Annotated in this window: 20 protein-coding genes; 12 read left to right on the top strand and 8 right to left on the bottom strand. The window is 52.4% G+C overall.

Features of this window, described 5'->3' with window-relative positions; all coding sequences use genetic code 11:
- Positions 1 to 462: 462 nt before the first annotated feature.
- Positions 463 to 1,032 (top strand): hypothetical protein, encoded by a 570-nt coding sequence (locus B152_RS0106675; RefSeq protein ID WP_020591628.1) that lies wholly within the window; start codon positions 463 to 465, stop codon positions 1,030 to 1,032.
- Between the two features lie 219 nt (positions 1,033 to 1,251).
- Positions 1,252 to 2,421, top strand: coding sequence for an acetyl-CoA acetyltransferase (locus B152_RS0106670; RefSeq protein WP_020591627.1), 1,170 nt, complete (start codon positions 1,252 to 1,254; stop codon positions 2,419 to 2,421).
- 91 nt (positions 2,422 to 2,512) lie between these two features.
- On the opposite strand, the gene B152_RS0106665 is transcribed toward B152_RS0106670, so the two are convergent.
- A complete protein-coding gene (locus tag B152_RS0106665) occupies positions 2,513 to 3,049 on the bottom strand; it encodes a hypothetical protein (protein WP_020591626.1) in 537 nt (178 codons plus the stop codon).
- 387 nt (positions 3,050 to 3,436) lie between these two features.
- Here B152_RS0106665 and B152_RS0106660 point away from each other — a divergent pair, with 387 nt between their 5' ends.
- The 4 genes from B152_RS0106660 (at position 3,437) to B152_RS0106645 (ending at position 5,463) form a co-directional block, all read left to right on the top strand.
- Positions 3,437 to 3,652 carry a hypothetical protein gene (locus B152_RS0106660; protein WP_157230921.1) on the top strand — a complete coding sequence of 72 codons (216 nt, stop codon included), beginning with the start codon at positions 3,437 to 3,439 and terminating at the stop codon, positions 3,650 to 3,652.
- Positions 3,653 to 4,117: 465 nt separating this feature from the next.
- Positions 4,118 to 4,843 carry a hypothetical protein gene (locus B152_RS0106655; RefSeq protein ID WP_157230919.1) on the top strand — a complete coding sequence of 242 codons (726 nt, stop codon included), beginning with the start codon at positions 4,118 to 4,120 and terminating at the stop codon, positions 4,841 to 4,843.
- Positions 4,815 to 5,000 (top strand): hypothetical protein, encoded by a 186-nt coding sequence (locus B152_RS0106650; protein ID WP_020591623.1) that lies wholly within the window; start codon positions 4,815 to 4,817, stop codon positions 4,998 to 5,000. The genes B152_RS0106655 and B152_RS0106650 overlap by 29 nt, the downstream gene beginning before the upstream one ends.
- A gap of 4 nt (positions 5,001 to 5,004) precedes the next feature.
- Complete coding sequence (locus tag B152_RS0106645; RefSeq protein ID WP_020591622.1) at positions 5,005 to 5,463, top strand: helix-turn-helix domain-containing protein; 459 nt, start codon at positions 5,005 to 5,007, stop codon at positions 5,461 to 5,463.
- A 191-nt stretch (positions 5,464 to 5,654) separates the two neighbouring features.
- On the opposite strand, the gene B152_RS25110 is transcribed toward B152_RS0106645, so the two are convergent.
- Complete coding sequence (locus B152_RS25110; RefSeq protein WP_157230917.1) at positions 5,655 to 8,048, bottom strand: ATP-binding protein; 2,394 nt, start codon at positions 8,046 to 8,048, stop codon at positions 5,655 to 5,657.
- 466 nt (positions 8,049 to 8,514) lie between these two features.
- On the opposite strand from B152_RS25110, the gene B152_RS0106630 reads away from it, so the two are divergent.
- Both B152_RS0106630 and B152_RS26515 read left to right on the top strand, forming a co-directional pair.
- The gene (locus B152_RS0106630) at positions 8,515 to 9,036 is read left to right on the top strand and encodes a PAS domain S-box protein (protein ID WP_020591619.1); all 522 of its coding nucleotides are present in this window, start codon (positions 8,515 to 8,517) and stop codon (positions 9,034 to 9,036) included.
- Between the two features lie 2 nt (positions 9,037 to 9,038).
- The gene (locus B152_RS26515; RefSeq protein ID WP_020591618.1) at positions 9,039 to 10,160 is read left to right on the top strand and encodes a methyl-accepting chemotaxis protein; all 1,122 of its coding nucleotides are present in this window, start codon (positions 9,039 to 9,041) and stop codon (positions 10,158 to 10,160) included.
- A gap of 113 nt (positions 10,161 to 10,273) precedes the next feature.
- On the opposite strand, the gene B152_RS0106620 is transcribed toward B152_RS26515, so the two are convergent.
- Positions 10,274 to 11,047 carry a substrate-binding periplasmic protein gene (locus B152_RS0106620; protein ID WP_020591617.1) on the bottom strand — a complete coding sequence of 258 codons (774 nt, stop codon included), beginning with the start codon at positions 11,045 to 11,047 and terminating at the stop codon, positions 10,274 to 10,276.
- 37 nt (positions 11,048 to 11,084) lie between these two features.
- Positions 11,085 to 11,690, bottom strand: a complete 606-nt coding sequence (locus tag B152_RS0106615; RefSeq protein WP_020591616.1) for a TetR/AcrR family transcriptional regulator — start codon at positions 11,688 to 11,690, stop codon at positions 11,085 to 11,087.
- A 106-nt stretch (positions 11,691 to 11,796) separates the two neighbouring features.
- Between B152_RS0106615 and B152_RS0106610 the strand changes: the two genes are divergently transcribed.
- Positions 11,797 to 12,732, top strand: coding sequence for an NADP-dependent oxidoreductase (locus B152_RS0106610; protein WP_020591615.1), 936 nt, complete (start codon positions 11,797 to 11,799; stop codon positions 12,730 to 12,732).
- 16 nt (positions 12,733 to 12,748) lie between these two features.
- On the opposite strand, the gene B152_RS0106605 is transcribed toward B152_RS0106610, so the two are convergent.
- Positions 12,749 to 13,768 (bottom strand): endonuclease/exonuclease/phosphatase family protein, encoded by a 1,020-nt coding sequence (locus tag B152_RS0106605; protein WP_020591614.1) that lies wholly within the window; start codon positions 13,766 to 13,768, stop codon positions 12,749 to 12,751.
- 258 nt (positions 13,769 to 14,026) lie between these two features.
- Between B152_RS0106605 and B152_RS0106600 the strand changes: the two genes are divergently transcribed.
- On the top strand, positions 14,027 to 15,100 hold the full coding sequence (locus B152_RS0106600; protein WP_020591613.1) for a siderophore-interacting protein: 1,074 nt from the start codon (positions 14,027 to 14,029) through the stop codon (positions 15,098 to 15,100).
- 8 nt (positions 15,101 to 15,108) lie between these two features.
- On the opposite strand, the gene B152_RS0106595 is transcribed toward B152_RS0106600, so the two are convergent.
- Both B152_RS0106595 and B152_RS22780 read right to left on the bottom strand, forming a co-directional pair.
- Positions 15,109 to 16,380 (bottom strand): SEL1-like repeat protein, encoded by a 1,272-nt coding sequence (locus B152_RS0106595; protein WP_020591612.1) that lies wholly within the window; start codon positions 16,378 to 16,380, stop codon positions 15,109 to 15,111.
- A 165-nt stretch (positions 16,381 to 16,545) separates the two neighbouring features.
- The gene (locus tag B152_RS22780) at positions 16,546 to 17,511 is read right to left on the bottom strand and encodes a tetratricopeptide repeat protein (protein ID WP_020591611.1); all 966 of its coding nucleotides are present in this window, start codon (positions 17,509 to 17,511) and stop codon (positions 16,546 to 16,548) included.
- 312 nt (positions 17,512 to 17,823) lie between these two features.
- Here B152_RS22780 and B152_RS25105 point away from each other — a divergent pair, with 312 nt between their 5' ends.
- Both B152_RS25105 and B152_RS0106580 read left to right on the top strand, forming a co-directional pair.
- Positions 17,824 to 19,545 (top strand): sensor domain-containing diguanylate cyclase, encoded by a 1,722-nt coding sequence (locus tag B152_RS25105; RefSeq protein WP_020591610.1) that lies wholly within the window; start codon positions 17,824 to 17,826, stop codon positions 19,543 to 19,545.
- 194 nt (positions 19,546 to 19,739) lie between these two features.
- Complete coding sequence (locus B152_RS0106580; RefSeq protein WP_020591609.1) at positions 19,740 to 21,896, top strand: CocE/NonD family hydrolase; 2,157 nt, start codon at positions 19,740 to 19,742, stop codon at positions 21,894 to 21,896.
- A 23-nt stretch (positions 21,897 to 21,919) separates the two neighbouring features.
- On the opposite strand, the gene B152_RS0106575 is transcribed toward B152_RS0106580, so the two are convergent.
- Positions 21,920 to 22,213 carry a hypothetical protein gene (locus B152_RS0106575; protein ID WP_020591608.1) on the bottom strand — a complete coding sequence of 98 codons (294 nt, stop codon included), beginning with the start codon at positions 22,211 to 22,213 and terminating at the stop codon, positions 21,920 to 21,922.
- Between the last annotated feature and the right edge of the window lie 60 nt (positions 22,214 to 22,273).

Below are 22,273 nucleotides of genomic sequence, written 5' to 3'. Positions count from 1 at the left end.
TCAGTTTGTTCTTTGGTGATGGGGGAGATCACCGCGTTTACAAGATCTGATCCCTTCAACCCTGTGTTCACTATCCTCTTGAAGTATTAACAAGGGATTAGCAGAATTTTTTCCTGAAAAATGTCCAGCATTTGGGAGGAATGAGACAGGGAGAAAAACCCCGTCGTAAAAGATACTCTTTTGGTAATCTCTTGAATATAAAACAGTATTTTAAAATTGTCTTGACGCTCTGCCCCCTGTTGTCAATAATCTCCCTTCTTTCTCGCGAAGCGTGGGGCAGGACATCTGAACAGACCGGCAGGGGAAGACTCCGGTCCTGTCTCTCAGCCTCTCAAGACCCATGTCAGAGAAGGTAAATCCGCAGAGAACGGATTGCTCAAAAATCTATACGTCAGGCATTCCCTGTTATTTTCGAAGTTGCACTCTTTCCCGCCGGAAAATTGTGACTTCGCGGAGAAAAGCATGACCTGTTACGATCCCGACGCGTCGCCACATGGCTGGCCACAACACCCTCAACGAACCCGCAGCTATCCGTTGCAGAATTACGACTTCCAGCCCTCGGAACTGCTGGTGCTTGATCTGATCAGGGATTTTTGCCGAAGTTACGCCGATCCGGGCTCACTTGCCTGGGAGCAGGTATTCGAACAGGCGGAACAACAGCTGGGGCTTTATGATGGTGCCTGGCTGGTCAGCGCTGTGGGACGTTTGATCCGGACCATTCGAAAGACACGAAAAAGTCCCTTCGAGTTTATCGTCTCCTGCTGCCCGGACTGTCGGCGCATGATCTGTACAACCGAACTTAATGTGCTCTGGCTGGTTCAGGCGGCGAGACGGGAAAACCGAATGTCGATGGAAACCGCGGCTGTTCTGGTGCTGGATAATCACAACACCCTGGATTTGCTTGAAAGCGTCACCCATCTCGGATCGGTCTTGCGGGAAGTTTTTCCCGAAGAAGACAATGGAAAACCTTCTGAAGGTGATGCCGGGGGCAAGTCCTCAGATTTCCCGAAGTATCCTTTTACAACCCATTGAGGGGATGAAAAAGGAGAAGACAGTTTATACTTTTTCAAGGAAAGTTTGTATTATTGCCATGCCGCACTGCAACATTACCCTAGGGCGGAGGGGCAGGATTGTGGTAGTTTAGACGCCGAATTGAATTATCTGGCCGTTCCGTTTGATCTGTTTGGCACAAGCTGCGGGTCTTGCAGCGACAACCCCTGTGGGCTTTGCCCCGGTTCTGGAGGAAAAAGCATGTCTGCCTGTATCGTTGGTTGGGCTCATACCCCCTTTGGTAAATTGCCGGATGAAGATGTCGAAAGCCTGATTACCCAGGTCAGCCGTCAGGCTTTGGCTTCTGCCGAGATCGAAGGTGCCGAGGTGGACGAGGTTGTGCTGGGAACGTTTAACGAGGGTTTTTCGCCCCAGGGTTTTCCGGCATCGCTGATTTTGCAAAGTGATGACGCCTTGCGCTTTAAGCCGGCAGTCCGGGTCGAAAATGCCTGTGCGACGGGGTCTGCTGCCATTCATCACGGACTGAGGGCGATTGAATCCGGTGCGGCACGGATTGTTCTGGTGGTCGGGGTGGAAAAAATGACCGCCCTGCCGGGTGAAGAAATTGCCAAAACCCTGCTGAAGGCGGCCTATCTGAAAGAAGAGGGGGAGATCAGGGGAGGTTTTGCCGGGGTTTTTGCCCGGATCTGCGATCTTTATTACCAGCAGTTCGGGGCGCAGCCGGAGGCACTGGCCCGGATTGCGGCAAAGAACCACGCCAATGGTGTGCACAATCCGCTGGCGCAGATCCGCAAGGATCTGGGCTATGAATTCTGCCGCAGCCTGTCGGATAAAAATCCCGTGGTGGTGGGGAACCTGAAGCGTACGGACTGTTCGCTGGTCTCGGATGGGGCAGCGGCGCTGGTCCTGGCAGATGAGAAAACAGCCCGGCAGATGGAACGTGCTGTCCGTTTCAGAGCAACCAGCCAGGTCAGTGATTTTCTGCCCATGAGCAAGCGGGATATCGTGCGTTTTGAAGGCTGTACCAGGGCCTGGCACCAGGCTTTGCAAAAAGCCGGGGTAACGCTGGATGACCTGTCGTTTGTCGAGACCCACGACTGTTTTACCATTGCTGAGCTGATTGAATATGAGGCTATGGGTCTGACTGCACCGGGGCAGGGATATCGGGCGCTGAAAGAGGGCTGGGTCTATCCCGGCGGCAAGTTGCCGGTTAATCTTTCCGGCGGACTGAAATCAAAAGGTCATCCGGTCGGGGCGACAGGGGTTTCCATGCATGTGTTGTCGGCCATGCAGCTGACGGGAACTGCTCCGGCAGAAGTGCAGGTGAAAAATCCGAAGCTGGCCGGAATTTATAATATGGGCGGGGCGGCTGTTGCCAGCTATGTCTCTATTCTCGAGCCTTTGAGCTGATTTTTAGCTTCTGATTGAGGCAGGAATAACACAAGGCCCGCTTCTGGCGGGCCTTGTTACCTGTGCTCTGGCTTTGGAGGGCAAGGAGCAATCAGCCGGTTAAATTCCAGAGCGCACGGATCAGGGCAATCTGGGCCATGATGATATAGGCCATCAGCATGAAGAGCATAATGTAGCGATGAACATCTGACTCGCCGCTTGATTTGAGCGAGCGCACATGCTGGGCCGAGGTCGAGAGGTGCTCGGCAATATCCCGGATTTTGCGCTGTTCGTTGATCTGCCAGAACTGGAGGAAGATTTCTGCGACGATGGCAAAGAGGCTGAGGATAAACGAGCAGGCAGAGAGGTAATTGACAAACTTGAGGTCATGCACATTGCCCCGGGCGAGCAGATAAATCGCAACAAAGGCAAGTGTGAGGTATGCCATGCTGTGCCATTGCTTCTGTTTGGCAAAAAGCAGGTTGTCTCCGGCCTCCTTGTAAAGAGTCAGGAATTCGGCGTGGCTCAGGTCATCCAGCTCGCTTTCGATATGTTCGAACTCGTCCTCATCCTCATCCCGCACGCGATCTCTTCCCGGGGGATTTTTGCCAGGGGGGCCTTTGCCTGTGGGAGGTGGTGTGGCTGGCATTTCTGACTTCCTTTGTTCTTTCCGGCCTTCTGATAAGAAGATCTGTCAGACCGGCACCAGGGACATTCTCCTTGCTCTTTTGAATGGCTGGACGGTGAAACCAGGGTATATAAACACAATGCTGGAGGCATTTTGCAGCGTAACCCGTTAATAAATAGTTTCTTTTTCAGTGTCAGGTCTGCCAGGAAAAATAATTCATCCGTCGGGAATGAGGGTGTCTACCGGAATCTGGCCCGAAACTTGTAAGGAAAAAGAAGACAGTTTGTGTTATGCTTGCCCAGAGGTGAAGAGATGCATGGTTTGGGAATAATGGCGGCTATTTTCGAGTTTTTTATCAGATTTCGAGCTCGAGTTACCTGGTTTCGGGCAGGAGCCTTGCGGCAGAAAATGCCCGGAACTCTTTCTCTTGTGCTGGGTGGTGTTCTGGGCGGTGTTCTTTTGGGGCTGGCTGGCTGCAGTACCCAAAGAACTGCCCCCGAGGAAATTACCATTATCTATGCGGCCGAACCCGCGGCCTATTGTTATCGTTCTCTGGCAAATGTGGATTGTTATGAACAGCCTGTGCCGGAAAAAGAACGTACGCTTCTGACGGTTTCTCCCTGATCACTTCTCCCGGATTATTCTTCAGGCTTTGCCCATCTGCTCCTAATCTGTTCCCGATCCTGTCATCAGGATGGTTGATAGCGGCTTTGTTCATTCAATGATCTGCCAAAGTTGGCAGTCACTCCCGGAAATTTCATTAACATCATTGGCTCTCGCGATCCCCGTGCCTGCTTATTCCGATATTCTGGGGTGAGCAGAAGTGCAGGGGCCACAGAAATACAAGGTCCAAAGAAATACAAGGTCCGAAGAGATACAAGGGCCTTTGTATGCGCTGGCTGTCCCGATATTTTTTTTTACCCGCTGTCTAGCCCGCAGTTTATAAGGGCGACGAGGGCTTGTTCCTTGATAGATATAATTAAATTCAATAACTATCTAATTTTATAGTTGCATTAGTTAATTATGATTAATACTATCATCTAACAAAATATATAGATGGGCGCGACAAGCGCTCTGCAGGGGGACACTGTGAAGAGAACGCAACTGGATATGCGCCGGTTCGAGAAAGTGGTGGCATTGCTTGATTCAGATGTCGAGGGTGAAGCTTCGGCAGCTTTCGGACGTGCCAGACATTTGCTCACCAGCGCAGGAGTCAGCTTTCAGGAGCTGATGGTGGGGACCTCCGGTGCGGAAACTGGTGTTCTTGCATCTGCTCAGGAGCAGGCGCAAGAACACCAGCTTGAATCTTTACGGTGGTCCCTTGCCCGTCAAGAGTTGCAGATTGCAACATTGCGCCATGCCGTTGAGGAAAAGTCGGCTGTTATCCAGCAAGAACAGGAAAAACGTTTTTTGCTGGAACGTGAACTTTCCGGCGTGCGCAAGGCGCTTGCTGTGCAGATGGAAGAGGCGCTGAACCGGCGCGAAGAGGCAGAGAGACTCTTTCGCGATCTCTCCCGGTCGCGTTCGGAAGCTCTGGAGCTGCTCCGTGAAATGGAGCAGCTGAAGGCGGCGGAGAGCAGCAAAAAAGATCAGGATCAGGCTGTTTTCAAAAAGAATGACTGTCTTGATGAAGAGGTCATGGCGCCTTATTCCCCTGTTGGGCTGACGGCAACAAAGCCAAAGACAAAGGATATGATTCCGGGTGTGATGCAGCCAGCCTCTTCGGAGGCGAACCTGTCCGTCGGGAAAAAGCTTTCATCTGTTTCATTCTGCTGGACAAGGTGCGTTGGATCTTGTCGGGGGGCGGGACAATGAAGGCGGGCAGCAGTATCGCTGGGCCCCGGTGGAGCAGCGCCACTATACGGTGACGGCGACGATTAGCCGTCCGGGCAACGATGACACCGGATTTGAAGAGCCCGGCTACAGGATTACAGCTCCTGCCGTGACGAAATCGGCGCAGGTCGAGGCATAGCTTTATGGCTGGAGGTCGAAAATCAGACGGGCGCCCGGCAGGAAAGGCTTCTGCAGGGCGCTTGAAACAGCTTCAGGACAGCCTGCGTGAATCTGTCTCTCAGATGGAGCAATGGGGAGCCTGGGCGCAGAACCTTCTGGAAAGCCGGGATGGTGAAATTGCTGCCCTGCAGGCGCGGGTTGATGCGCTGGAGCAACGTCTGTTGCGTGAAAGCAGTGATGAACCCCGTCTGACCAATGCTGAAAAACGTGAGGCTATTACGGCCTATCTGAAAGATCCGGAACGACGGGACTGGTCAGATCGCGAGATCGCCCGTCAGGTCGGTACATCGCCCCAGACGGTTGCCAACTGGCGTCAGCGATTGTCGCTGACCAGCCGTAAAGGTCAGGACCGCACTGTAATTCGTGGCGGCAAGATTTTCAAAATGCGCACTGACAATATCGGGCAGGGTAAGGGCGAGTAAACTTGCCTGTATTTTGGAAAGCTGGAGGGTGTTTTTCCCTGGTTTATTTCGGGCGGAATGTTGCGGAATGAAATGCAAAATGCTGCGCGGTAAGATATTGAAATATATTTATACTTGGTGAATTTTTTAACAGCATGTCCAATGAAGTTCTTTTTGCTTAACTGATCTTGGAAAAGGCAAGGGGAGGCCAGCTACGCCCCTGGTTTCTGTTTGTTGTTTTTTGTCTGAACTATACCGTCTGGTGTCTCTTGCGACTTTGGCATCTTTTTTCTGGCTGCCGCCTTGGGGCGTTTCTCTTGGGATGCTTTTGTCAACTTTGCGCCGAGAGAGCGAGGTTGTTCTCTGGTGATTTCCAGGGCGTGGTCCTGGGGCATTTGTTCCGGGGGCGGCTCGAGCGGAAAGAGAATGGTGATGCTGGTGCCTCTGCCGAGAGTGCTTTCGATTATCATCTCGCCGCCCTGGGCCTCGACCAGGGATTTGACGATATAAAGCCCCAGCCCGTTTCCCTGTCGGGCGCGGGGGGAGTTGGAGTTGGCCTGGGCAAAGGGGGCGGTGATAAGGGGGATCATTTCAGAGGCAACGCCGATCCCCGTGTCCTGGACGGCAAGGCGCATCTGTCCTTGTACAGCGCGGGCAGAAAGGGCAATGCTGCCGCCGCGGTTGGTGAATTTGACCGCGTTGGAAAGCAGGTTGAGGGTGATCTGGGTCAGGGAACGGCTGTCTGCCTGCAGCAGGGGAAGAGGCTCCTGCAGATTAAGGGACAGGGTAATGTCGCGTTCTTCGGCGCTTTTCTCGATCGTGGAGAGGCACTTGCCAAAGAGCGCAGGGATATCGATGGCTTCGCGCAGCAGGGTTCGTTTGCCGGCTTCGACCGAGGCGATGTCGAGAATATCGTTTATCAGCGCAAGCAGGTGTGCGCCGCTGTCGTGGATATGTTTGGCATAGTCACTGTATTTATCTGATCCGAGGGGGCCGAAGTAACGGGTGTGGATCATCTCGCTAAAACCGAGGATAGCATTTAGCGGGGTGCGAAATTCATGGCTCATGGTGGCGAGAAATTCCGATTTGGCCTCGCTGGTTCTTTCTGCTTCGATCAGGGCCTGCTGCAGTTTTTCCTCAATCTGTTTGCGCTGGGTGATATCTGAGGCGGCGCCGCGATGACCGGTGTATCTCCCTTCGGAATCGAAAAGCGGTTTTCCATCTACCTTTGCGTGGTGAACGACCCCGTCCTTTCCGAGGTAGCAGTATTCAAATCCCTTGATCTCGCCTCCTTCTGCCAGGGCTTTACGATAGGGACGCCAGTCTTCATCCGACATCAGGTCGCCCGCGAGCTCTTCTCGTGTGCGCCCTTTGACATCATTAAAATTCAAACCCCAGTTTCCTGCCTGATTGCTGTCGATTTCCCAGATCAGTCGTCCGTGGCTGTCGGTCTCCCAAAACCAGTCCGACGCACTCGAGGCATAATCACGAAAGCGCTGTTCGCTTTGTTTGAGCCGCTGTTCTACCTGCTCCATCTCTTCGATCATGCCGTTGAAAGCAGTGATTAGATCTTCTGCTTCCTTCGATGCCAGGGAAGAGAAGGCTGGGACGCGGGTGTCATGGTGTCCGGCTCTGATTTCCCCTGCTGCCTTGACCACAGATTGTACGGGAAGGGTCAGGTAGCGGGCCAGAAGCCAGCTGGTCAGGGCCGCGGCGGCGATCCCGAAGAGGGTGACGAAGACGGCAGCAAGGTGCAGCTGTCCGGTCTCTTCCTGAAGCTCGCTCAGGGGTTGGGGGATCATAATGCCCCAGGAAACCCCGGGGACAGTAGTGTAGGCGGCAATCATTTCGGTTTGTGCGGCGGGCGAGAAGAAGGTGGCTATCCCAGTTTCGCCAGCCATCATCAGGGCGACAGGCTTGATTTTTGAAAGGTCTTCTATCCTGTTTCGCCAGGCGGTGTTGGGATGGGCAATGACCTGTCCGGCCTGGTCAACAATGACAGCATGTCCCCCCTTGCCAAAGGTGACGCTCTTCCCGACTTCGGAGAGATACTCGGTGGACAGGTTCGCCAGGGTGTAGTTGCCGGTGTTTTCGGCCCGGATCATAAAGAGGCTGGGGGCGCCGTTTTCATCCGGCAAGGTGCGACTGAAGATGATCTCGCCCACTTTTGATCTTGCCAGAAGCAGGTCCGGACCCAGGCGGGCGAGCTGATCAGGGGGAATCTGTGGCCCGGTTTGGCTCAGGGGATTTTTGCTGATGTGCTTCAGCTGGGTGCCGTCCGGGGCGATAAGGCAGATGTGGTTGAAATCAATCCCTTGCAGCAGTTCGGAAATTTGCGACTGGGGCAGGTCGGTTACCAGGCTTTGCGCGAGAACTCTGAAGAGGTTTTCCGCATCGGCAACATAGTCCTCCAGCCTGCTTGCAAGGTTCATTGCAAAAAGCAGGTGTTTATCCTCGACGATCTCCATTTCCCTGTTCTGTGCCGATCTCTGGGCCCAGGTCGCCAGAAAAAAGACTGGCAGGGTTGATATGATGGTAAACCCGATGAACAGGATATGGTGAAGTGCTAATCGTCGTGGTTGTGATTTCCCCGTGGAGATAGCCACTGAAAAGGGCCCTCCTGATCCTGTCAGTCAAGATATTCATGCAAAAGGCGCGAGAGAAAAGCCTGTTCCGGAAATCTTGACGGATGGTGAAGTAAATAACGTCCGCACTTTACTGATCCGGGCTGAGTATAGCTGAAAGCACGGGGTTCGGATAGTTGGATGTTTTGTTTTGCGGATTGAAGGGCTGCAGGAAATCTCTGTTTTGTACTGGAATCATTTATGAATAGGCTTTGGGAGTTCCCTTTTTTAATGAATTTCAAGTATTAATGTTGGATTATTTATTTACAATAAATATAAACCTTAAGTTGTTAGTTTTAGATCTTTCTGTATTAAATAAATATTTGTTTATTTTTTTGTAATTGTTTTTTTATTTGTATTCGAAGTGTATTTATTTAAATTTTGATTCATTTTTTCTTTGCATACTATAGTTGCTCGTTAGAGGGCGGCGAAAAGGAGAAATGAAAACATGCAATATCCAGGCAAGGAATTGTTCTTTGACCGCAATGATTTGATCGTCAGCAAGACTGATCTCAAAGGACGTTTGACCTATACGAATGATATTTTTCTGCAGATAGCGAGCTATTCCGAGAATGAGGTGATCGGCAAACCGCATAACATCATCCGCAATCCCAATATGCCTCGTGCAATTTTCGAGCTGTTGTGGACGAACCTTGCCGCGGGTGAGGAAATTTTCGCCTATGTCGTGAACTCTTCCAAAAATGGTGATCATTACTGGGTGATTGCCCATGTGACACCCAGTACCGTAAATGGAGAAATTGTCGGTTATCATTCGACCCGGCGTGTCCCAAATCCGCAGACAATCAAGACAGTCATCGAACCGCTTTATGACAAGCTCAAGAAAATTGAGGATGCCAACAGTAACCGCAAGGAAGGCATCAAGCAGTCGATCGAGGCGCTCAACCAGATCCTGTCCGAGAAAGACCAGTCCTATAATGAGTTCATTGCCGCTTTGGCCCAGGAGGATTGAGCATGTTTGCGCGAAAAAAAGAAATGGTTCAGCGTCAAGCTATCCGACCGGAAGTTCTGGAACAGGTTCTCCAGGTCTGCGAGGCGATTTGTCAGGGGAATTTTGAAGCCCGGATTCTGGACATTACCCCTGAAGACAATGTGGAACGCAAACTTTGTACGCGGATCAACGAGATGATTGACCGCACGGATGCCTATGTTCGGGAATCAACGGCCTGTCTGGGATTTATCTCGAAAAATCAGTATTTTCGCCGAATTGCTGTTCATGGGATGGTCGGTTCTTTTGGTGAAGCTGCGCAACAGATTAATGCTGCAGCAGATGGTGTCGAGAACAAGATGAAAACCTTTGGGGAGATGGTTGACGCGATCGCCTCGATTTCAAGCCAGCTGAACAATAGTGCCCAGTCTATGAACCGCACAGCATCGGAAGCGGCGGAACGTACCGTTACGGTCGCGGCAGGTGCGGAAGAGGCGGGAGTAAATACCCAGACTGTTGCGTCTGCGGCCGACCAGCTCAATTCCTCAATCAAGGAAATCAACCAACAGGTTTCCCACTCTTCCACGATGGCAACCAATGCCTTTACCGAAGCTGAACAGGCCAATCAGTTGGTACGCGGCCTATCCGAAGCCTCGGCGAAGATTGATCGCGTGGTCAGTCTGATCAACGACATCGCGGGGCAGACCAATCTGCTGGCGCTTAACGCCACGATTGAAGCTGCAAGGGCGGGCGAGGCAGGTAAGGGCTTTGCCGTTGTTGCCTCCGAAGTAAAGGCACTTGCGACTCAGACGGCGAAGGCAACGGAAGACATCAAGATCCAGGTTGCAGAAATCCAGGACGTTTCAGGAAATGCAGTCACGGCCATTGCTCACATCACCAAGTCGATTGGCGACATCAACCAGGGGGCGTCGGGAATTGCCGCAGCCATGGAAGAACAGGGGGCCGCAACCCAGGAAATTGCCCGTAACGTCGGCGAAGCAGCTTCTGGAGTGAATGATATCACGGTCAATATCAGCGGTGTGACCCAGAACGTTGATCAGGTCCATACTGTTGCAGGTGAAGTCATGGGCATTGCCGAAGATCTTGCTGGGAGGGCAGATCGCCTGTTGAAGGTGTTGAACAGCTAGGACAGGATCTTGCTGTCGTCAGTAAGGTAAAAATGACCGGCTCTGTTGCGCGCCTCTCGTCCGGGAGGCGCGTTTTTCAGAAAGCCAAGGCGTTTCTCTTTAATTTTTTGCGTTTAGTTCGACAGCTCGCCGATATAGGCAAGGCCATAGCGGGCGGAAAGCTGTTTGATTTCTCCTGTTACGGCGAGTTGATTGAGCGCGTCGTTAAAGCGCTTTTGAAAGGCAGCATCGGTTTGTTTTTTTGGGAACGCGAAATAGCCAACCACCGTGCGAAACTCGGGCTCCTTGATCTCTATTTCCTCCAGTGCGGCTTCTTTTCTTATCTCATAGAGAGCATTGCGTTCGTTCAGGGCCACCAGATCAACCTGGTCATTGCGGAGCATCAGCAGGGCCTGTGCTGCTGTCGTAACCTTTTCAATTCTGAGAAGAGGGCGGGATGCTTCAAATTCCGGTCCGTAAGCCCAGCCGTTGATTGTCAGGATGCTATAGCTGCTCATGGACTTGAAATTGCCGTCCCAGGGGATCGGTTCGCTCTTGCGCTGCAGGAGCACCATGCGATCTTCGTAAAAATGACGGCTGGAATAGGTCATGTAACCATCGCGTTCGGCAGAGCGGTAAGGCCCGACAAGACCATCGACGCTTCCGAGCTTCAGCAACTGCTGTGCCCGGGCCCAGGGATAAACCTTCACCTCAATGGGATCACCGGTGATCGCGGAAACTCTTTCAAGAATATCGACGGATAATCCCCGCGGGGTTCCTTGGTTATCCTGTTCTAGTATGAAGGGGAAAAAAGCACCCGCAAAAACCTGGGTTTTACGCGGTTCATCAGCCTGTGTCGAAACCGTAAAGGCAAAAAGGCAGCAGGCGATAACAAGACGAACAATCACTTTATTTCCACCTCATTCATTCGCGGTACCTTGTAGTCTAATCCCTGATTGGCTCTTGACTCAAGAGTGCATTCGTAAGGTGTGCCAGATCAGCTGACAAAATCCCGGGATCCGAGCGCAATGCTTTCCGGGTAACGCAATAGCCTTCCAGAAACGGTAAAAGAATATCAGCTGTCCGTTCCGCTTTTTCCTGCTCAACTGCCGAGGTGCTTGTTGAAGAAAGCAACTGGCAAAGGAAGCGATGGCTCTGTTGGTAAAAGTCAACAAGCAGCTGGTCTATTCCTGCATTCCTTTGTGCGAGGGACCAGATTTCCTTGAAGACGACTGTGCAGTCATCAAAGCTGTCGTGTGTCAAAATCTGCAAGAAAACCTGTTCCAGAGAGGGGGAGGGCTCTGCTGCATCTTTCTTGCTCTTTTCCCAGTTTCCGCTCAGGTAATTTGAAAGGAAATCATCAAGAATGGTCGCAAGAAGTTCTTCCCTGGTTTTATAGTGATACTGCAAGTTGCCAAGGCTTATGCCGGTTTCATCCGCAACACGGCGCATTGACAGGCCTTCTCCCCCGCACTCCTTCAGAAGTTTGATCGTCGCTCTGGATATGGCTTCTTTCTTGAGTTTATTTTGCTGCTCTCTGGTCTGGGCCACTAAACTCACCTTACATCGGGTCAATATTTTCTGGGTCTTCATCTTGTAATTTAGGTCTGTTGACCTAAATTACAATTTCCATATAACAAATACCATGAGGGAAGTCATGAAAGGCCTGGTCGTCAAGGAAAAATCGGTCATCCTACTGAAGGACAATCTGGAAAAGCCTGTACCAGCAAAAGGAGAGGTCCTGATCAAAGTCCATAGCGCATCCTTAAATTCCTATGATCTGGAGAGTGCAGCGGGGAGCTATGACAGTTATTTTCAGGAATACGGATTTGACCACCCGGTACAAACTGGTCTGGAATTTTCTGGAGTTGTTGAATCTCGGGGTGAGAAATTTGATATTGGCACGCGGGTTTACGGTTATGTCCATCTCATTACGGGATGCAAGACCCATGCAGAATATATCGTCTTGCCTGAAAGCTATATTGCCGAAATTCCGCCATCTCTTTCATTTGAAGAAGCCGCGTCTTTTCCTCTTGGCGTTCTGACATCCTTGTCAATTCTTGAAGATCTCGCGCCACAGAAATCAAATGTGAAATCAAATATGAATATCTTGATTGTCGGGGCTGCCGGCGGTGTCGGCGTTTATGCTACCCAGCTGGCAAAACTCAAAGGTCACCAGGTGACGGCCCTGGCGGGTAAAGACCATACTGATTTTTTAAAACAACTGGGCGCTGACAAGGTTTACGACTACCGGGATACAAACCTTGCTGATCTTCCGGGAAATTATGATCTCCTTGTCGATTTCTCAACAAAGCTGAAGCTGGACGACTGCCGCCATCTGTTGAGTGCAAAGGGGAAATTTATTCCGGCACTTCCCGATGATGTGAACGGGGGAACTTCCGAAGATCCGCAGGTCGGATATTTGATGGTCATGCATGGCGATACAGCCCGGCTTAAAGCAATTGAACCCTTGATAGAAGGCAAGTCGCTCTTGCCGATTGTTGAAGAGGTTTACGGCTTTGACCGATATCAGGCTGGCCTCGCCCACCTTAAAAAAAGCGGCAAGCGTGGGCGGATAATCCTGAACTGGTAAAGTTTTGTTTCAGGGGCTATTTCCCCGATAAAATTACCGAGACGGGGCGGTGGTCGCTGCTGTGGGCGTAGAGGGGCAGGGGTGCGTTGATCTGCTCGTGGATTTCATGTTCAACCCTGCCTGCTCCGGATCTGATTTCGAAGGGTTTTGTTCCCTCGACCAGAGCCTGGGTAAAAAGAATATGGTCGAGCAGGATATGGGGATCGCGTTCGGGATCAACAAAGTCCTGAAAGTCCACTGACCAGCGCAGTTCCTCGGGGGCATCAAAAAGAGCATGGTTGAGGAAACGCCGGGCAAAAAACACATCGCCCTGGATGTTGGAGAGCAGATCAAAAAACAGGTACTGGCGTTCGAAATACTCTTTGCCGGGGCCGTCGTTCAGATCACCCATAACAAAGATGTTCGGAGCAGCCAACTGGGCGAACTTGCGGTCGATATAGTTGCGCACGTTCTGGGCCTCGGTCGTCAGTTTTATCCGCGCCTTGATCGCCGCGCGGATAAAGTCCTGCTGTTGCTGCCCGCCTGCGGCCCAGTCAGAAGAGCCCCGCTGGACAAACTTGCTTTTGAGGTGCAGGCCGATAAATTCCAGCCGTTCGCCGCGCCAGTCCAGCAGCAGGGTTTGCGGGGCGCGGTAATGGCGGTGGGTCTGTTCCTCGAAATCGCCCCAGTAGTGAACCTTCCAGCTTTCCCCGGCGAACTCGCGAAAGGTTGCAACAGGCAAAAGCGAGGCATCAGCAGCCAGAGCACTTTTGACCAGAAACCAGATGTACTGGCTGCCGCGAGTGCCGTACTGGCCATCCGCCGCCTCGATCAGCTGCCAGTTGCCAGCAAGATCGTGGGCGCAAAAGTTTTTCATATCCGCAGCAGAAGAAGGACCTTCGAGAACACAGAGGACGTCGGCATCAAGGGCCATGACCTGCGCGGCGACAGTTGCCCGTCGCCGGGATCGCCGCTGCTGCACGGTCGCGCTGCCGCCAGTTTCAAACAGGCGTTTCATGTGCTCGATGTTCCAGGATGTGACTTTCAGATCAGACATGGCGTTCTCCCGTTGAGGCTGTGTTCTTTTTTGTCCTGTCGAAAATGCTGCTTGCTACCTTGCCGCGTATCCTTATAACACGCAGGGATTTTAAATTTATGATGTGTTGTGATTTTTGTGATCACGATTTGTTGCTTTAATTGCGAATAATTCTCATTGAATTGATGGGGACAGCGCCCTATATGGCAGAGCAGAAAACCACAGCGTCTTATACCCAGTCTCTATAACCGGAGCTTCTATCTTGAGGGGGATAGCTTGATGACAGACAAGACCAGAGCGGTATCGCCCAGACCAGAAGGAAGGCCCGCAGTATCAGCAGGGCAGACGGATGGAGGATCGGCTGTTTCAGGAACTGGAACCGGTGAGGGCTGGAACGCCCCGAAAACTCTGATGGAGAAAGCTTCCCTGCGGCCGCTGCCAACTGGTGCTGCCAATGACGGGGCTGGTGCTGAACGGTCCAAGAGCAAACTGCCCCGTATTCTTTCGGTGATCAGTCGTCATCAACTAAGTCCACACATGCTGCGGGTGACGCTGGGCGGAGAAGGTTTGCGCAATTTCCCGGAAAGTCAGGAAGGTGCGCATGTCAAGCTGTTGATTCCAGAACCGGAAATCGACCCGGCTGGCTTTCTGTCCCAGATTGAACAGGGGCAACGCCCGGTGATGCGGACCTATACCATTCGTCATCATCGGCCCGATCTGCGGGAAATTGATATCGATTTTGCCCTGCATGGTCATGAACCGGGAGAAGAGGTTGGTCTAAAAGCTGGCCCGGAATCTGGCCCGGAATCTGGCCCGGAAATTAACTCGCAAGTTGGCCAAAAAATTGAGGGGAGTGGCGGCCCTGCCAGCAACTGGGCCCAGCGCGCCATTCCCGGTGATTTCATCGGCCTGTTTGGCCCCGGTCCGAAAAAGATGACTTTTCTGACTGCAGACTGGTTCTTGTTGGCTGCTGATATGACGGCCATTCCCGCTGCGGCTGCCGCGCTGGAAGAAATCCCGCGGGATGCTGTAGGAACAGCCGTGTTTGAAATCACTTCAGAAGAAGATCGTCAGGAGATTGATGCCCCAGAGGGGATTGATATTCACTGGCTGGTGAACCCAAGCCCGGAGAAACCCAGTCGCGAACAAAGCCGGTTTATCCGCTCGATCCGCTGGAGACCCGGTCGACCCAGTATCTTTGTCGCGGGAGAAGCTTCGGTGGTGAAGGAACTGCGGGTGCACCTTCTTCAGGAGCGTGGTATTCCGCGTGAGGACAGTTACGTCAGCGCTTACTGGAAAATCGGTGTTAACGAGGACACTCATCAGAAAATCAAGCGGGCAACAGCAGAATAACAGGCAGATCAGTTCCCGCCTGCCTTCTTGCTGCTCTCTTGCCAGTCGGCAATCAACTTTTCCGCGGCGGCTCTTGCTTCGGGCTGGAGGTGCCGGGATACAACGTTTTTGCGTTCCAGTGCTTCTTCGTGGCCGTTAAGCGTGGCAATGCCAAACCACATATAAGCCTTGGTATAATCCGGGCCAAGTTCATTCTGACCTTGATAAAGCTCTCCCAGAGCAAACTGTGCTTCCAGATGGCCCCGCCCAGCCGCATTGCTGAACCAGGTTGCCGCCTGCCAGTCGTTGGGCAGGGTGCCTCTGCCGTCGCGATAGAAAGTACCAAGGCGATACTGGGCTCTGGGATGGCCCTGATTTGCAGCCTGCTGGTACCAGCGAAAGGCATTACTCTGATTTTCCTGATCAGTACCGCGTTCGTCAAAAAGCTGGGCCAGGGCATGTTGGGCGTCGACATGTGTGCTTCTGGCGGCTCTTTCATACCATAACAAAGCCTGTTCAATATTTTCCTCAGGGGTGTTTTTTTTCGGCAAGCCTTCGCCTTTTTGGTACAGCTGTCCAAGCAGATATTCTGCCTCTGGTCTGCCGAGTTCTGCTGCTTTTTTCAACCAGGGAAAGGCGGCCTGCGGGTCAGTCGTTACAGGGACAAGGGGACTGTCGTCTGTAACTGAAAGGGAGGTGTTCTGTCCCCCCATGGGGCTGGTTTCGCCCTGAATGATTTCGCCCTGATTTATTTCAGGGGGATTGATCTCAGGAAGGAGAGCCTGGCTTGACAACTCTCCGGAGAGTTCAAGCGTGACCTGGCCGTTCAGGCCTGCGCTGTCGATTTCAACATCACCCTCCGGACCATTACCCGTCAGATGCAGCAGGCCCAGAGGCAAATAGGCGGCCTCAATACCCTTGTCCGCGGCTTTTTGATACCAGAAGAGCGCCTTGTGGGGATCGCGCCCGGTTCCATAACCGTTGCTGTACATATGCGCCAGATAATACTGGGCTCTGCCCTGGCCACCTTCTGCTGCCTTGCTCAGCCATTTGAAGGCTTCTTTCTGGTTTTTAAGGGTTCCTGTGCCGCGGTTATACATGATGCCCAGTTCCGTCTGGGCCAGGCGGTCGCCTTTCTGGGCCGCGGTTTTGTACAGGGTAAAGGCCTCTTTCTTGTCGCCGCGTTCCAGGGCGGCAATTGCCTCGGCGTTGTCATCGGGGATCATCATCAGCAACCAACCGCTGATCAGAGCAAGCAGAAGAATCAACAGGACCAGAATACGTGCCAGTTTCGGTTTCATGGGGTCGGCTTCACTGGGTCAGGTTATTGTGATTACTTAGTATATCCGCAAAATCGAGGTAATTCTATGCCCGCTTTCTGAAAGAAGAGTAAAGAGGGAAGGGGATGGTTTTGCCGAAAGAACCTCTGGCCAGCGGCAAAACCCGTTTTTTTAGGCGGGAATGCCTCACTGGTTGTTGCGCCGGGTAATCCATTCCACCACTAGCTTGTTGGCCTGAAGGATCTGGTTCTGGTCCATCCCGCCCGAGATTTTCTCGAGCAGGGCGGTGGTGTCCTCTTCGGTGTAGATGCCATTTTTCCCGTCTTCCCCATATTCAAGGGCAAGTGTTGCATGGCTGTGAGCCTGCACCAGATCCTGTTCTACACCACGGCCTTCAAAATAGAGCCGGGCGAGGGCGGCCAGGGCCTGGGGGTCGCTTTTCGCGGCAGCTTTTTCGTACCAGAAGAAAGCTTGCACTGGGTCTGCCCTGGTGCCCCGCCCTTCATCAAAAAGACTGGCAAGGTCGTACTGGGCGTCGGTTACACCTTTTTGCGCCGCCTTTTCGTACCAGGGCAGGGCCGATTTGGCATTTTCTGCTGTACCAAGCCCGGTGTTATAAGCCACAGCAAGGGCATACTGGGCTTCGGCAAAGCCCTGTTCAGCAGCCTTGAGGTACCAGAAGAAAGCCTGATCGTAGTCCTGTTCGGTTCCCTGACCGTCGGCATGCATGAAGCCGAATTTGTACTGAGCCCGGGCCAACCCCTGTTCGGCCGCCCGTCCATACCACTTGTAGGCTTCGACATAGTCAAGCGGACGTCCCTGCCCCAGGGCATAGAGGTCGCCGAGACGTTCCTGGGCAATCACATACCCCTGGTCGGCGGCACGCTTGACCCAGACAAAGGCCTGTTCGGAATTCTTGCGGGTGCCATGACCCTGGCGATACATACGCCCAAGGTTGAATTGTGCCGCAGCGGAACCGGCCTCGGCGGCGCTGGTATAAAGCGCGAATGCGTCTTCATAATCACCAAGCTGATAGGCCTGGACGGCATCACTGTAATCATCGGCGAGGGCGAGGCAGGGTTTGAAAGTTGCTGATACAAAACAACTTGCCGCAAAAATTGACAAGACAAGAGCAGGCGTGAAACGCTTCATGTATTCCCCCCATCAGGAATAGTTATATCCGCACCCGGGTGAGTGCAATCAGGTTAACTATTGTTTCATCAGGCTGATTATTTTTCTGCGAAGACCAAAATACAGCTGTAAATATTCATCAGACTTTAGCCAATGGTGCTGAAAATGGGAAGTTTATTTGAGCATAAATTCATATTTATTGTGGCGAACAAGTATGGTGATCGGGGATTTTGAGAATTTATATAGAGTATCTGTTAATTAAAATGCTGTATAAAGATGATAGTTGCTGAACTGTTTTTTGTGTAAAATTCAGTCTTTACATGGAACGTTTGAATGAAAAGAAATAAAAATCCTAAAATAAAAGGATTTAGTATTAGGCATAAAGTTGCAATTGTTCTTTTAAGCACAACTTTGATTTCCATTGTTTTGACAGGGACGTCTTATCATTATCGTAGTCAGTCAGAATTAACGGAGCTGGTACACAGGCATCTGGTATCTGTCACCAGTCAGATAAGTCATCAGATCACCCAGACCATCGACCGGAATGCCGAGCGCATGGCGTTGATTGTCAGCAGGACGCAGCTCCGTCACTCACTGGCTCAATGGCAGAATGAGCAGGATCAGGGATTGGTGCCTGCTGCTGCGCACGAGCAGAAAATGCGATCTATTCTTGTCGATGCACAACAGGCCATTCCTGCTGTTCTCAGCTTGAATATTGTGAATTTTCAAGGCGATGTCATTGTTTCGACGGATCCGGAGAGCGTTAAAAATTATTCCGTCCTGATCAGGGAAGCTGATTTGGATGAAGAGAATAGCTTTCAAGTATTTATTGTGCCTGTCGGCGAGCAGAACAACAAACTGGTTGCCTTCCAACAATTGCTCCTGAATGGCAGGTCTTTGGGTATCTTGGTTCTTGAAACGGATCTGTCCTCATTTCAGAGTGCGGTGGGAAATCATACAGGGCTGGGAGAAAGCGAAGAGGTTTTCCTGGTCTATCGGGATTCAGAAAACAAGATCAGACCTTTTGCACGTCCCAAATACGCCAGTACAGGCCTGGTGGAACTGTTGATCAATCCTTTTGAGCGATCAGAAGCAGATATTTCGGATATTACCCGCCATATTGATTACCGCGGGAAAGAGGTCTTTGTCATCACGCATGTTTTCCCGGATTTAAACTGGGGGCTGGTGTTCAAAATCGACACTGCAGAAGCACTGGAATCCCTCAACAAACAAAAGAAATTTTTGTTCTATTCCCTTTTTGCATCCGGTTTTGTCGTTCTGATTGTTGCGTTGTTTCTGGGGCGCTCTATTACCCGGCCCGTCATCGACCTGACCTCGGTTGCCATGATGATTGCCCAAGGGGATCTGTCCAGGCGTATTGAATATCTCAGTAAGGACGAACTGGGACTTCTGGCCAAAGCCTTTAATAAAATGGCGGACAAGCTGATTGACGCCAATAAATTTCTGGAACAGAAAATTCAGGAAAAAACCGGAGATCTGATGCGGGCCAATGAGCACCTGCTGGAACTTAGTGCCGATCTTGAAAAGGTGGCGCTGGAAGACGGGATAACCGGTATTGCCAATCGCCGGGCTTTTGATCAGATCTTGCCGAGGGAGTGGAATCGTAACCAGCGAGACGGAATTTTTTTGTCGCTGATTTTGATTGATATCGATTTTTTTAAACAATACAACGACGCGCTGGGACACCAGGCCGGGGATGAATGCCTGCTCAAAGTTGCCCGTTTGCTGGCAGCACAGGTCCAGCGCAGTGGTGATCTTGTCGCCCGCTATGGCGGGGAAGAGTTTGTGATGCTTTTGCCCAATACGAACCGCGAGGCCTGTGAACTGATTGTCGAGCGGCTGCAGCAATCGCTGGAAAGTTTGGCAATCCCGCATCCTGATTCGCAAGTTGGTCCTCAACTGACAGTCAGTTTGGGGGCGGGCGTGCTTATACCCGAACGGGGTGCAGGGGAAATGGATTTTATCGCAGCAGTCGATGCAGCGCTCTATCTGGCAAAAAAACAGGGGCGAAACCGGGTTGTGTTTGCCAGCTAAGAGGAGCGTTTATCTTTCTGGGAATAATCTTGCGGAACTGTCATCAGCATCGTGACCGAAGCTGTGGTAACGTGATATTTCTTGACGAAACCTGGTGATAAGTTTTTGATCCTTCAGTGGTTTATTCTGTCTTGACTGCCTGACCCGGTTTTCTGGTTCAGACATGCGGGAACGTCTTGTGGCAAGGAACAGCTGTGGCATCACACCAAAAAAATGATCAGGCAATCAGGAACCCGGTAATCACGAAAACAGATGACGATCCCCGGGCGCTGGTGATCCGGCACGACGGTTTTGTCGAGTGGGAAAACATCTGGATACCACTGGCTGACGGACGCAGACTTTCGGCCCGGGTCTGGATGCCGCTGGAGGCTTTGGAAGAAGGCGGATCTGTCCCCGTTCCGGCCATTCTGGAATACCTGCCCTATCGCAAGCGCGATGGCACGGCCCCACGAGATGAAAGCAACTATCCGGTTTTTGCCCGCGCGGGCTATGCGGGAGTACGCGTGGATATCTGCGGCACCGGGGAGAGCGACGGGGTGTTCGATGATGAATATTCCCCGCGTGAACTGTCTGACGGGGTCGAGGTGATCAACTGGATTGCTGCGCAGCATTGGTGCAGCGGCAAACTCGGTATGATGGGGATTTCCTGGGGCGGGTTTAATGCGTTACAGATCGCAGCACTGCGGCCCGAGCCGCTCAAGGCGGTGATTTCCATAGGCTCGACCACAGATCGTTACAACTGTGACATCCATTACAAGAACGGCTGTCATCTCTACAGCAATCTGTCCTGGGCCGGGGTGATGCAGTGTTTTGCCAATCGTCCGCCCGATCCGGCCCTGGTTGGCCCGCGCTGGCGCGAGATGTGGCTGGAGCGGCTGGAAGGGGCTACGCCGATCCTGACGGGCTGGCTGGAGCATCAGCGTTTTGAAGATTTCTGGAAACATGGCTCTGTCGGGCAGGATTACAGCGCGATCACCGCAGCCTGTCTGGTGATATCCGGCTGGGCTGATGCCTATCGTAATGCCCCGCCGGATGCTGCAGCGCACTTTCACGCGGTGACCAAGGCGATTAACGGTCCCTGGATCCACAAGTATCCGCACTTTGCCTATCCGCACCCACGCGCTGATTTTCACAAGGAAGCCCTGCACTGGTGGAACCGCTGGTTGAAAGAGGAAAACAACGGAGCCGAGGATCTGCCGGATTACCGCGCCTATATTTCCCAGAACGTCCGGCCTTCGAACTGGCGCGAGGTCGAAGAGGGGCGCTGGGTCGCCGAACAGATCTGGCCCTCGCCGGATATCGAACTGCAGGATTGGACACTCACTGCGGATGGATCGTTGGAGCCTTGTGCTTTTGAATCCTCTGGCACCGAGAGGCTCTCTGGCAGCAGGGAAAGCCTGCTGTCGATCTGTTCGCCTCAGGATACCGGAACGGCCTGTGGCGAGATTTTTACCTTGAAACCTGATTCCGAAATGCCGGGTGACCAACGCGGCGATGATGCGGGGTCACTGGTGTTTGAGACAGCACCACTTGCGAACCCATTGGAGATTTTGGGTCAGGTCAAATTGGCTTTGAGCGTGGCGATTGACGCGCCGCTTGGCAATCTGGCCGTGCGATTGATCGACGTCCACCCTGACGGGGTGTCGCACCGGGTGAGCTTTGGTCTGCTCAACCTTGCTCATCGCCAGAGCCAGGAACAGCCAGAACCCATGATCCCCGGTCAGGCCGAGCAGGTGGAGATCTTGCTGGATGATGCAGGTTATCGTTTCCTGCCTGGTCACCGGATCCGCATTTCGATCTCGACTGCCTACTGGCCGATGATCCTGCCGTCGCCCTATCATGTGACCGCCTCGATCCTGACCGGAAAGGCGGCTGTGGTGACCTTACCCGTCCGACGCACTGCCGGGGTGAATGATCTGCTGCTGGCGGATGAAACCGACATGCCCAGACCGGATGCTTCGGTGCCGGTGCCGCAATACCAGATCAACCAGCCGGGCAAGGTGGACCGCTGGGTCAAACGTGATCTTGCCAACAACCGCACCGAATATCATGTGGTCGAGGACACGGGCGAGAGTGAACAGCCGCATGGCCTGTGTGACCGTCACCTGCGTGAAGACTGCTGGATGATCTGCCCGGATGACCCGCTGGGCGCAAGCGGACGCTCCGCCTGGACCAGCTGGCTGTCGCGTGTTGCGGAAGAGGGGAACTGGTCAATCCGCCTTGAAAGCGTCGTCGCCATGACCCTGACTGCCGAAACCTATGACATCACGGTTGAACTGCGCGCTTACGATGGTGAAGAGCTGATCTTTGAGCGCCGCTTTGAACACTCGATTGTCCGGGACTGCATGTGACGCCACAGGTGAAGCTGGCAGGTTTATTGGTGGTTCATCGCCCCGACAAATCCGAGAAGGGCGAACAGGGTACTACTTGTTGTCCATATCAGATAGTAGCGTTGATTGCCGCGGATTTTTTTATAAACAAAGGCAATAATCCAGCCCACGACGAACAGGGTGAGTGCCGAGCCGACGGTTCTTGCCAGCAAGAGGTGCAAAGGTCCTGTGTAGGAGGGGAATAAAAAACTGATAAGACCTTCCAGAAAAAGACACCAAAGAAAAATATATAGGATTGTCTTGCCGGAGGTTTCTGTTTCCTGTGTTGCGTCTGTCATATTCAAGTCCTTAGGTGCGAGGGTTATGTGTGTGGGGGGGCTTAAAAAACTTATAGAATA

Origin of the sequence: Kiloniella laminariae DSM 19542 (assembly GCF_000374005.1) — a bacterium.
Classification (GTDB): domain Bacteria; phylum Pseudomonadota; class Alphaproteobacteria; order Kiloniellales; family Kiloniellaceae; genus Kiloniella; species Kiloniella laminariae.
Note: the sequence above shows the minus strand (reverse complement) of the source record. Positions and strands in the feature narration are given on the sequence as shown.